The following is a 12,280-nucleotide window of genomic DNA, read 5'->3' on the forward strand; positions in this document are numbered from 1 at the left end:
TACAGATATATTAAAGACCCTTAATGTCTATAATTAATCATAAACCAAATGGAAACCAATCACAAGGTATTTACTTATATACCTATCAATAAAAGATAAAAAGCTTCCATTCCCGTCTTGTTGAGAATGAAAGCTTTTTTCTCTTATGGAGAATCCTGAATGAAAATCAATTCATTCCGTTCCATTCTCCTTGGTTCTTGGATGCTTTTTCTTCTTTGGCTTTCTCTTTATGCGCTCGGTTGGCAGCTGCACTGCCTAATTCCTTGGAGAATTCCGAATCCGTTTTGCTTGAGTCGAAGCCTTTTTTATTCTTTTGAGCTGCGTCTGTTTTGCCATTTCGTTTAGCCATAAGTATCCCTCCTTTTCAACTTTTAGTATGAAATTTGGAAGGAGAAATATACGTTATAGCTTTTTTTTATGTCATTTTCTGTTATCCCAGCTTCATTGTTTAGCTATTACTGCCACCATCACTTCCACCATTACTGTGGTAAAACTGATTCCTTGTTGTTTCCGTCTCTATGCCATGATTCCCTTTATTAACATCAGGCGCACTGCCCAACCCTTTATTCTTCTTATCCATATAAACCACGATACCCAAAAGGATCACTACAGGAACTATGATAAATAACCAGATCATCGAATCCCTCCTTATATTTAATTAATTATACGTAATAGCAATGTAAAAAGTTTCATTGCCCCCTTTTAATACCATCCTTTCAAAAAAGCTATCATTCCACATGTACTTGGGGGATGATAGCTTGATATTAATAACTATAATAATCATTCGAATTTTTACCGATATGAATCGTGAGTTGGTTGAAACAAATCTTCCTCTGCATTTCTGACAACTGAAAAATGCTCTACATTATAATGGCCATTAAGCGTTTTATTATGATGCTGTATTATTAGTTCTGCACATAAAGTGTCATTGCCTGTTGTTGAATGTCCATCACCAACTAATGTGACATCCAAACCACTAATAGTCGCAGTTCTAACAGCACTATCTATACAATGCTGTGTTTCACATCCCATAATAACTGTATGCTTGATATTTTGTGACCGTAAGTAATCTAATAATCCTGTTCCATGGAAAGCATTCGTTGCAGATTTATCATAAATCTTAACACCCTTTGGAACCTTGATTTCATTGTGGATCTGAAATCCTTTTCCTTTCCCTTCAGCAACATCCAAATCCCTGACAAAGACAACTTCCACACTAGATTCTGCTGCTTTTTCAATCACTATATTTATATTCCTGATTAGTTGCTCTTTATTAAAAACCGCCGCTCTTTCTTGATTCCCATCCATTAATTCCTGTTGGGCATCAATAATTAATAACATCTGTTTCAACATGGTTTTCCCCTTTCAAATGTGGGGAAACGTTGTACTATAAATTTAGTTAGACGTTTTCCCCTTAATATTTTTTCCGTCGACTAATTTCTTGTTTAGCATAATATCTACCACCTATATTTCATTTGATAAAATATTATAATTTTCTCACAATTAAAATTTAGCACAATTTTTCAACAAAAGATAGAGGTGTTAATACGACAAAAAAGCCCTGGCTATACATTCAGCCAAAGCTTTATGGATTAAATCTCAATCAAAGTTTCATCTTTAATCCTTCATGTGTGGCTTCAAATCCTAGTCGTTCATAAAACCTCAATGCATCATCCCGTTGTTTATCCGTTGTAAGTTGGATCAAATGACAGCCACGTTCTTTTGCTCGTTGAATGGCGTAACGGATCAGTTCAGAGCCTATCCCTTTGCCACGTTCAGTAGATAAAGTTCTAACCCCTTCAACGGTAGCTCTCCAACCACCTTGATGTGTTAGATAAGGAGTGAAGGTGATTTGTTGGACACCTATAATCTCGTTGTTGTGACAAGCAACTATCAGCTCATTATTGGGGTCAGAAGTTATCGCCTGAAACGCATTTTTGTAGCTTTCCGGAATGGGCTGTTCGTATCGCTCTCTTTTACTGCCCAAAGGATCATTGGCAAGCATTTTCACGATTGTATCCAAATCATGTTCAGCAGCTATCCTAAATGAAATTTCCATCATACTCCCTCCCCTAAATTCCCCTTTATACTAGCTTATCGAGGACCATATGTTAATTACAAATTCTTTATCGCAAGGCATTATCAAATCTTATTAAAAGAGACATCACTTAACACAACTGCATATAAACATGGAGGCATCCTGTTTCATAAAAATACCATTGCCATGATAGAAAGTCTTCATTTCAATTGAGTTGAATCCAACTTCGGATAATCTATTTTTCAGGTCATCATGTGAAAAACCGTTATGTACTTTTGGATGATATATTTGATCGTTTTTGTCAAAATCAATAATGATGAGCTTGCCATCATCATTTAAAATGTTGAACAATTCCTGTAAAATTTTATTTGTATCGGGAATATGTAGAAGGACCAGGGACAGTAAAACGATATCCGACTTGAGTTCAGGAGTTTCCTGGGTGAAATCTGAATAAAGCACTTTTGAGTTGGTGATTCCTCTGTGAGAAATTTTAGCTTTCGCAACCTCCAACATTTGTTCTGATGAATCCACCAATAAAATAGAATCTACTAGATCTGATAATTCCAGGCTGACCAGGCCGGTACCACTTCCATAGTCTATGAAGGATTTTGATAGACTATTTTGTAATTCCGGTCTTACTTCCATCACAATAACTTTAGCCAATTCCATTCTTTCTTCTGTATCATATCTTTTTGCCATCTGTTCAAAAACGTTATTTTCCATCCATATTGCACTCCCCTATATAGCTATTTAGTGGTGATTATATAACAAGAACGCATGGAATCTAAAATCCAAGCGTTCTTGTTTTGTGTTTTTTAGTTATTTTTCATTTTCTATTTGAACAGTTCCTTCAATAGCGTCCAGAACCCTTTCTTCTTTTCCGGTTCCGCCTGTTTGGTCGGCTGCTCTTCTATTTTAATGCTTTCCGTTTTAATCACGAACTGCACCGAGGAGACCTTTTCATTTTTCGGTGATACGAAGGATACCGGTTTAAAATCGGATTTATCGTATTCCTGGATCATTTTATCAATTTCTACCTGCATCTGTGCGGGCAGGTCTTTAGTTTCCTCATACAGATCAGCTGTGCCGTTCTGAAGCTCGCCGACACCGTTTTCCAGTTCGCCTGTACCTTCACTCAGATCTACAAGACCACTGTGCAGTTTTCCATAAGAGGTGGATAACTCACTCACGCCACCTGTGTAGCTCACCAGTCCGGAATGGAAGGCGCCGTAGTTGGAGGAAAGTCCCGCAATACCTTTTTGCAACTCAGTTAGCCCGCTGAGATCTGTTTCTTTAAGCGAAGCAGATAGCTCGTCAGCAATCGATGTCAGCGACCCGCTCATACCTCTCACTGCTTCTTCCATCTGGTTCAAGGATGGTTCCACCGCTGCAAAGGCCTGCCCTGTCTGGCCATAGATACCCCTCACCTTTTGGGCAGCGGAATAAGAAGCTACCAGTTTATCAAGCGTCTCGGGATCCGCACCACTGGCATATAACGAAGCAATCTCTTCCTCGGAAAGCTGTTGCGCCGGTATTTCCTTGATTGCACCATCCAATGCACCATAGGCTTTCGCATAGTTTTCCTTTAGTGTAGCCATACCATTGGCTGTCTCCTTCAAGCCATCCGCCAATTGCGTCAGACCTGCAGGCAGTTCCGCCAACTCGGATAGATCTACCTGTGCCGCATCACCAGATAGTCCGGCATTAATCTTATTGAGTGCATCCTGGATTGAGCTCGATGCATTCACAAGCTCAGCCGAGGAGCCGTTCAATTGGTTCATTCCGTTTTTATACTTGGAGGACCCATCACGAAGCTGCCCTATCCCGATATGCAGTTGGGACACTCCTTCTTCGAGTTCTTCCACGCCCTCGTTCAGTTGCTTGATGGCGTCACTTAACTGTCCCATGTCCTCTGTCATGCCTTCCGTTCCGGTCGTATCAATCGGCAAGGTCGAAGGGACAGCGGCAATCTGCACGCCATCAAATTCAAAGTCCTTCACCTCTGCTGCCACCGTCATTTCCTCCTCCTCGCCAGGCATGACCGTGAATGTAATCTGCTTGTTCTTCCCTGCATTGGCAATCATGCCGTCCGCCGCTTTGATATCCTGATAGGTGTTCGGCAACATCAGTGAAACCTGCAACAGATAGTTCTCATAAAAGACCGATTCGACTTCCTTGTTTTCAGAAGTCTCAATATGTATCTCGAGCTTACCTGACTTTCCAGCCAATTCCGCAGGCTTCACTTCCTTGCCATCGAGCACGTATGTCACCGTGACATCCCATGGCAGTTCCGTCCCCTCCGGCAGGTTCCCCTGGTAAAAGAACTTCCCTTCCTCGGAGGCATCCAGACGGACACCTTCCTTCTTTGCATCAAGCTCCGACAAATCTGTCAGGTTTTTCACACTGCTGTAGGATCCATAGTCCAGAATCTCACCAGGCCGGGCAACGTCGAGCGTATTGACCACATAGATCGGCCCTAGTTCCCCGTTCGCCTTCAGCGTGGCATACACCACTTCATCCTTGGATGCGACCTTGCCACTTGTCTCCGCAACCGCTCCAGATGCATGCCCAATGAATGTTGGCACGACAAGCATTCCGGCGAGCACTGTATATTGTAATTGTTTTCTCATCATCACTTCTCCTTATAGTAGTCAGCTTTATAGGTCGTTTTCCTGATCAGTTTATCGGACAACAGCAACAGGGCCGGCAGGAAGAATAACACCATTACAAAAGAAAGCAAGGTCCCTCTTCCAAGCAATAGCCCGATGGCCCCGACAATCGGGTTCGAAGAGGTGATCCATAGAATGAACCCGACACTGGACAGTATCCCTGCTGAAATCGAAATCGAAAACGTCTTTTCATCCAGTGTTTTCACCATCGCTTTAACTGCAGGCATTTCCTTGCGGTGATGCTGATAGGCTTCTGTGAAAAGTATTCCGTAATCGACGGTTGCTGCAAGCTGTACCGTACTGATGATCAGATACCCGACAAACACAAGCGAGGTCTCCGTGAAGTATGGAATTGACAGGTTGATCCATACAGCGGACTGGATCGTCACAAGCAGCACGATAGGAATCGTGATCGACCGGAAACCTATCAGGAGCACAATTGCAATCGTTACAACAGTCAATATGTTTACAAGCAGATTATCTTTGGTGACGGTATTTTTAATATCATACAAGGTCACGCTCTCCCCTAAGCCGAGGGCCTCTTTTCCATAATAGTCGGCAGCGGCTTTCTCCACCTTTTCTACAATGGAAAACGGAATGTCGCCCTCTGTTCCCTGATTCGTATTGATTACGATACGGGCGTAATTTTCCGAGTAGAATTCATTGGTTATCGATTCATCCAGGTACTCCGGCGGAATCACCGCATCCACCGCATTCACATAAGCGATGACACTTGTGACATAATCAAGCTCTTCCAGTTCAGAGACTAGCTCTTCTTCCTTTGCCACATCACCCTTTGGTACAAGCAGCACAAGTGGTGTATTTTCCCCGAAGGTCTCGTTGATCTTCTTGAAATCCGAACCGGAACGGGTATCCTCCGGTATTTCTCCGAATCCGTACGTAAAGGACGTGTTACTCTGGGCCATGAACGCCGGAATGAGGAGGGCAAATACAAGAATCAGACTGGGAACCTTGAACTTCAGCACAAAGTTTCCGATTCCCTTAAAGCTTGGAACAAAGCTCTTATGCTTTGTTTTATCCATCCATTTATAAAAATAAAGTGTCAATGCAGGCAGGAACACCATCACACTGATGAAGCTCAGCACAATCCCCTTCACAAGGTTCACCCCAAGATCAGCGCCGATCTCAAAGTTCATGAAAGTCAGGGCGATGAATCCGAAGAATGTCGTGGCAGCACTTGCCGTAATAGCCGGAAACGACTTCTTCATCGCCAGCTCCATCGCCTCTTCCGGGTTATCCGTCTTTTTCCGGTATTCTGCAAAGCTATGCAGCAAAAATACCGCATAATCGAGCGATACCGCGAGCTGCAGGATCGGTGCCACCGACTGGGTAACAAAAGAAACCTCTCCAATAAAGATGTTCGTTCCAAGATTGATCAGCACCGACACCCCGATCGCCGTCAGGAAAAAGATCGGCTCTACCCAGGAAGTCGTGGAAAGGACCAATATCAAAATGATGATCGGTACCAGTAAAATGGCCGCATACATCGATTCATTCCCGGCCATCTTCTGGGAGGTAGCGGTGTTGATCGCCTCTCCGGCAATCGCTCCATCATCCCCGATCAGTTCATAGATATTATCGGTAACAGCCACTTCATCCCCATCACGGACACTGATAGAATAGAGCGCATTGCCATCCTTATAGTAGGTATCCACCATCTCGGCATCCGCCATCTCAAGCGGGGTTTTCAGATCGACCACATCATCGAGCCATAGCACATCTCCAACGCCGTCAATCGCCGAAAGTTTCTCCTTATAGGAGACAGCCTCCTGTAGCGAAACATCAGGAACCATGACCCGCGTGTTCGGAACCGCACCGGTGAACTCCTCTTCCATGACTTCCATTGCACGGGTCGACTGTGCATCATCCGGCAGATAATCGACCATATTGTAATTGACCGAAACAAAAAACTGCGCAACCATGGAAATGATCGTAACCAATGTAAACGCAAGTAACACAGCCTTTTTATGTTTAATGATACGTGATGCAATATTTATCATCGTTCATCCTCTCTTGTGTCTTTCACCTTTTCATTTTATTATTATAAAAGACACGGTGTTGGACATTCAACAAGCAGTTGCTTTCGAAATGTTGGTTGCACAACACTATTGAGCGTAATGTTGGGAAACAAGCACATTCAGGAGCAGGGGGCGGTTCTCGGTTTCCAAAATGATTAATAGCTAATCTGCCACTTTTAACGAAAATGATGCAGAGCACCGTCCCCACGCTTCATTTCGAGGAAAGGAAAGATGTAATATGGATAGACGAAAGAAATATACACGCATGGTACTAAAAGAAAGCCTGTTGGAGCTCCTGAAGGAAAAGTCCATCGCCACCATCACCATCAAGGAAATCTGTGAACATGCCGACATCAACCGCTCCACCTTCTACGCCCACTACTCAAGCCAATACGACCTGCTCGATTCGATCGATGAAGCGTTCACCGAGGATATGGTACAGACGCTCAACCAATACAACTTCTCCAAGGAGGAAGAAGCTTACCAGATGACCGAGAAGATCTTCGAGTACATCGCAGCCAAAAGCGACATCTGCAAAATACTGTTCAGCGAACACACAGAGGTCCAATTCCAGAAAAAAGGCATGAGCATCGCCAAGGAGTTTATCTTCAAAAACTGGCTCATTGATAAACAGCTCGACCGGGAAACCTACGACTATCTGAGTATCTTCTATGTAAGTGGTAGTATCTACATGATTAAGAGTTGGCTGGAAAACGGCATGAAAAAAAAACCTAAGGAAATGGCGGAGCTGCTTCACCATTTTATTAATCGGGGATTGTCGGATATGCGGTAGGGAAGCAGGGGACGGTCCTGTTGCTTCCTTTATGCTTGCTATTTTAATTTTTTCCTCAATCGGATAACTGTCTCATCAGGTTCTTCTTTTACTTTATCACTTTTGACAGTTTCCTCTTGCCTTTTCAATATGTCACGAATCTCAGTCAACAATTCTACATTCGTTATCGCCTTTACCTTGAATACTTTCTTTTCGTCTTTTTTTCGACGGTATGTATTAAAAATCTTGATGACCGTAAATATGGCAATAGATACGAGAAGGAAATCCATCAATGATTGAATAAATTTCCCATAATAGACGAAAGCTCCTCCAACTCTAAAATAAAGTGCTTCTAAATTTATCCCCCCAACAATTATCCCGATAACCGGCATGATTATATCTTCCACAAGAGAATTGACAATATTATTGAAAGCAGCACCAATGATAACGGCCACGGCCAATTCGAGAACGTTTCCCCTTGAGATGAATTCTTTAAATTCGGACCACATATTGCAACCCTCACAATAAGCTTTTACTTCTAATTTATGTAGGACCTGGTTAGATATGTCCCATTTAACAAAGTACGGGGCCGGTTCTCTGCTTCGAAAGCAAGCGACTGGCCCCGTGATTTCTCTAGTTCTTCAATCTAACTCCCATTAACTGAAAGAGAAAAAGCTGAAGATTCCCCTGGCTTACCTTCAGCTATACCCCCTCAAAATGTTTAAATCCAAAGAAATCCAATGCATACTTATTTCAGTAATATAACCTTCCATATCATGTTAGAAATCTATCCTGATATACATAAAAACACTGTCGATATTTCCCGAACAACAATAAACCCTCGTATAACAATGACATAATAACAATTAAACAAACGTTCGTTTAATAATTGCTATATAAACATAACTTGAAGAAAGGCAAACAAACGACTATCACTTAAAGATCCCACTACTGATCCCATAGAAAAATGCAGGGGATCTTTTAAATGACCTCCTGCACTTTTACCTTACTCCGCATATAGCCTCTATCTTCTTAACAGTAGAACTGCAACTATGCTTTGATATAAATTTATTCGCTTGCTTGTATAAGTTCTCTCGATTTAGGATCGAAAATTTTATAACCAATTCCAAATTCATGGTCCTTTGTGGCAGTAACCTCACAATAGTAGGAAACTGCCCTACCATAAGAATCTAAGTCAGGAATATTTCTAAAATCAAATATTTCATCAGTATCGACCATTCTTATTGTTACGGAACTGGATCTACCGGAAGAATCTATCTCTATTGTGCAGTTACCTTTTACAACATCATACTCTTTAAATAACATATATTTTAGGCTAGGGAGGGTTATTACCAGCAATAATCCGCTTAGTATAAATGATAATAGAGCTTTAAATATATTGGAAATAGTAAATGCTTTTTCCTTGCACATATAAACAGACCAAAAAACTCCAATGAATAATAACACCACGCCTAATATCAACATAACATAATACATTTGCATCATCATTCCCATACTGTATGTAATTTCATTCATTTTTCCTTTTGATGAATATACGTTGAAACTGATTAAAATGTTTCGTAAGGAATGCTATTTAAAACTTCTTTGCTACCGAGTATATCCTAATTGCACAGAAACGCGAAACAAGCCTTCTTTCAATCAAAAGAGACTTGTTTTTGCTTTTTTATTTTCAAGATTCATAACGCTTGTGGCTGGCATGAAATAATAGTAAGTATTCAATCGATAATGCAATGGGGAAGCAGAGAACCGTCCTTATGCTTCCACCCAGCAATCCTCAAATCCCCACCACTACCGTAATCTCCCCTTCCCCCACCTTATAACTCTTGATCTTTCCGACCGGAATCTTACGGATAATCTCCCAACCATTAAAATCAATCCTGATATGACCGCTTTTGTAGGTAAGGTGTGGCGGTTTATCGAAAATACGTTTATTCAGGATACTAAGGTTCAATGGTTTTAGTTTGGCAAGCTTGAAGACCAGCTCCCTTCCTTCCATCCGGACCGGCTCTAGGGTGATGGAGAATGATAGTTCCTTCTTGGTTACCTTAAGGTCGGCCTCCGCTTTTCCAGAGACAATGATTTCCCCGTCTGTGATTTCCACTCCAACATCCTGCAGCTTATCATTTCGCCGAAGCACCTCCTGCAGCATGTTAGCTGTGACCGGGAAGGGTATGCCCTTTCCTTCCTTGATATTGTTGACACCGCTCTTTATTTTATCGAAAAAATTCATGGTCGATCCCCTGCTTTCCTGGAATTTATCTCTATGGGTCCATACCCCAATCTATACGGAATTCCTCCTAGACAAGCCAAATCCAGCTCGCTCTCCCTGGTAATGAAGTTGGACATATAGAGGGGAATAATAGTTGTTGCATTAATAAATCCTAGTATTGGAAGCAGAGAACCGTCCCCACGCTTTCCCGGATTATGATATGATGTGTAGGTTGTTTATCTACCATATGACACATTACAGCGAAGAAATGAGAGATATTTATGCATTCTGATACATTGACGAGGCAGCATTGGCTGCTTATTTTTACACTTAGTTTATTAACCTTTGTTCTTGGGACAAGCGAGTTTGTGATTGTCGGGATCTTGACGGATATTTCCTCGAGCCTTTCTATGTCCAATGCAAAAGCGGGTACACTCGTTTCTGCGTTTGCGATTACTTTTGCCATAGCCACGCCGCTAGTGATGTCGGCCACGAGCCATTTTCCAAAGCGTAAATGGATGCTGGCATTGATTGCGGCTTTCATTTTATTCAATGCATTGTGTGCCGTATCGACATCCTATGCGATGCTGCTTACATTTAGGATCTTGACGGCGATTGTGACAGGCGTGCTGATCTCCCTGGCCATGATTGTGGCGAGTGAAACCATGCCAGCTAAAAAGCGGGGACTTGCCATCTCTTTCGTGTTCGGCGGCTTCACCCTTGCGAATGTGGTCGGTGTGCCGATCGGGACGGTCGTGTCTTCGTGGTTCGGCTGGAATGCCACTTTTATGCTGACCACCATAATCGGTGGAGTGGCATTTCTGGCTTCCTATTTCGTCCTGCCAGGCGGACTCAGTCAGGTTCGCAGCTCGATTCGGGATCAGTTCGCTCTACTGACCAACCCGAGAATCTTGATTGCCTTTTTCATTCCCGCCCTCGGATTTGGGGCAACCTATGCCGTATTCACATACCTGGTTCCTATCTTAAAAGGAATGGGAGCACCGGACTATTCCATCAGTTTGATCTTGTTCGTCTACGGCTTCATTTCGATTTTCAGCAACATCCTGGCAGGTAAAATTGCGAGCCACAACGCAATTGGTCGCCTGCGGTTCGTCTTTCTTGTGCAGGCAGCGATTCTGGCAAGCCTATACTTTACGACAGGTCATTTTACATTGGGACTGATCAACATCGGACTGATGTCGTTAACGGCGATTCTCCTGACCACATCCACCCAGCTCTATCTGATAGACCTTGCCAAAATCTATCAACCGAATGCAACCGGACTCGCTGCATCGCTCATGCCTGTCGCAAGCAACGTCGGCATTGCCTTCGGTTCAGCCTTGGGTGGATTCGTCTACCATCAGGGCGGCCTCATTCATGTAACGTGGGTCGGCGGGATCGTGGCAGTCTGCGCTAGCTTGCTTACATTCCTGAGTTATAGGTTGGATAAGAAAACAGTGGGTCGGTTCTCTGCTTCCTAGGATAATTGAAGCGTACAAAAATCATGAAATAAGTCTTCTTCCAGCCGGAAGAAGACTTATTTTTTCTTATCCAATATTCACGTTTCAATACCCTTTTAACTTACAGCAATGAGGATGCAGAGCACCGTCCCCTTGCTTCCTAAAATCCCCATTCGCAAATCATTGTTAATTGATTATCTTTTAACTCCGCATAAATATTTCCGTTCATTTTTTCCATCAGGCTTTTAGCAATCGGTAAACCTAGCCCGGTACCTTTCCCAGTCCTTGTCAGGTCAGCCTTGTAAAAACGGTCAAACATTTGATTTACTTCTTGTTCACTTAGCGCATCAACAGAGTTGGAAACCTTAAGTTGAATGGAAGTATTAGATTTTTGAAGCTGAATAATAACTTCACCACTAGAGTATCTAATTGCATTAACCACTAAGTTCTCTATTACTCTTTTGGCAGCCGAAGAATCGAGCAACAAGATAATATCATCCTCTTGAATATGGATTGCTGGCTCAATGTTACGCTTATTAAACTCCTCATAAAAGCCGAATAGTACTTCTAAAACTAGCTCATTAAACCTAACCTTCTCCATTTTTAATGGATAATCTGCTTGTTCAATAATCGACAGCTCGAAAAAATCCTCTAGTAAAACCTTTAGCCGCCTTGCGCTATTTTTTATCGTTGCGATGTATTCCTTTTTCATCTCACTACTTATTTCTTCCGATTCCAGAAATTGAATATACCCCATTATCGAGGTCATCGGAGTACGAATATCATGAGAAATATGAGAAATGGCCTGCTTTAACTCGTTTTCAGTCGAGCGTTTTTCTGCCTCTTTCTTTTTCGTTAAATCAATCTGGTTATTTATTTCCTTTGCTAATTCCTCAAAATCACTATCATGGTAGCTAATATCAATCTTCTTAGCTGTTTTATTTTCGTTTAATTGATGGAGTTGCCGGGTTGTATTTTTTATTTCCCTTTTCAATAGATACAAACGGGCGAGAACATATACGAAAGCTATCATAACAGTTAGGAATAAATAGAGCATATGACCTCACCCACT

General features: G+C 42.2%; 13 protein-coding genes. 2 read left to right on the plus strand and 11 right to left on the minus strand.

Annotated elements, in window-relative coordinates:
• Positions 1-166 precede the first annotated feature (166 nt).
• The 7 genes from ABN702_RS17620 to ABN702_RS17650 all read right to left on the minus strand — a co-directional run bounded on the left by ABN702_RS17620 (position 167) and on the right by ABN702_RS17650 (position 6,728).
• Entirely contained in the window at positions 167-349 is a 183-nt protein-coding gene (locus tag ABN702_RS17620) for a hypothetical protein (RefSeq protein ID WP_417898062.1), read from the minus strand.
• A gap of 99 nt (positions 350-448) precedes the next feature.
• Positions 449-637 (minus strand): hypothetical protein, encoded by a 189-nt coding sequence (locus ABN702_RS17625; protein WP_417898063.1) that lies wholly within the window; start codon positions 635-637, stop codon positions 449-451.
• A gap of 155 nt (positions 638-792) precedes the next feature.
• Positions 793-1,350, minus strand: coding sequence for an isochorismatase family protein (locus ABN702_RS17630; protein ID WP_417900952.1), 558 nt, complete (start codon positions 1,348-1,350; stop codon positions 793-795).
• Positions 1,351-1,603: 253 nt separating this feature from the next.
• Positions 1,604-2,059 (minus strand): GNAT family N-acetyltransferase, encoded by a 456-nt coding sequence (locus ABN702_RS17635; protein WP_417900953.1) that lies wholly within the window; start codon positions 2,057-2,059, stop codon positions 1,604-1,606.
• Positions 2,060-2,164: 105 nt separating this feature from the next.
• Entirely contained in the window at positions 2,165-2,761 is a 597-nt protein-coding gene (locus ABN702_RS17640) for a class I SAM-dependent methyltransferase (protein ID WP_417898064.1), read from the minus strand.
• A gap of 110 nt (positions 2,762-2,871) precedes the next feature.
• Positions 2,872-4,671, minus strand: coding sequence for a YhgE/Pip domain-containing protein (locus ABN702_RS17645; RefSeq protein WP_417898065.1), 1,800 nt, complete (start codon positions 4,669-4,671; stop codon positions 2,872-2,874).
• Positions 4,671-6,728, minus strand: coding sequence for an efflux RND transporter permease subunit (locus ABN702_RS17650; RefSeq protein WP_417898066.1), 2,058 nt, complete (start codon positions 6,726-6,728; stop codon positions 4,671-4,673). Before ABN702_RS17650 ends, ABN702_RS17645 begins: the two co-directional genes overlap by 1 nt.
• Before the next feature lie 256 nt (positions 6,729-6,984).
• Between ABN702_RS17650 and ABN702_RS17655 the strand changes: the two genes are divergently transcribed.
• Complete coding sequence (locus tag ABN702_RS17655; RefSeq protein WP_417898067.1) at positions 6,985-7,539, plus strand: TetR/AcrR family transcriptional regulator; 555 nt, start codon at positions 6,985-6,987, stop codon at positions 7,537-7,539.
• Positions 7,540-7,577: 38 nt separating this feature from the next.
• Here the strand turns inward: ABN702_RS17655 and mscL are convergent, their stop codons facing one another.
• The 3 genes from mscL to ABN702_RS17670 form a co-directional block, all read right to left on the minus strand.
• Complete coding sequence (mscL, locus tag ABN702_RS17660) at positions 7,578-8,027, minus strand: large conductance mechanosensitive channel protein MscL (protein ID WP_417898068.1); 450 nt, start codon at positions 8,025-8,027, stop codon at positions 7,578-7,580.
• Positions 8,028-8,586: 559 nt separating this feature from the next.
• Positions 8,587-9,054 carry a hypothetical protein gene (locus ABN702_RS17665; protein WP_417898069.1) on the minus strand — a complete coding sequence of 156 codons (468 nt, stop codon included), beginning with the start codon at positions 9,052-9,054 and terminating at the stop codon, positions 8,587-8,589.
• Between the two features lie 259 nt (positions 9,055-9,313).
• Positions 9,314-9,769: a hypothetical protein gene (locus tag ABN702_RS17670; protein ID WP_417898070.1), complete on the minus strand. Its 456-nt coding sequence runs from the start codon at positions 9,767-9,769 to the stop codon at positions 9,314-9,316.
• 260 nt (positions 9,770-10,029) lie between these two features.
• Between ABN702_RS17670 and ABN702_RS17675 the strand changes: the two genes are divergently transcribed.
• Positions 10,030-11,229: an MFS transporter gene (locus ABN702_RS17675; protein WP_417898071.1), complete on the plus strand. Its 1,200-nt coding sequence runs from the start codon at positions 10,030-10,032 to the stop codon at positions 11,227-11,229.
• Between the two features lie 139 nt (positions 11,230-11,368).
• Here the strand turns inward: ABN702_RS17675 and ABN702_RS17680 are convergent, their stop codons facing one another.
• The gene (locus ABN702_RS17680; RefSeq protein WP_417898072.1) at positions 11,369-12,265 is read right to left on the minus strand and encodes a sensor histidine kinase; all 897 of its coding nucleotides are present in this window, start codon (positions 12,263-12,265) and stop codon (positions 11,369-11,371) included.
• Positions 12,266-12,280: the final 15 nt, after the last annotated feature.

Origin of the sequence: Bacillus haimaensis (assembly GCF_048270625.1) — a bacterium.
GTDB lineage: Bacteria > Bacillota > Bacilli > Bacillales > Bacillaceae_I > Sutcliffiella_A > Sutcliffiella_A haimaensis.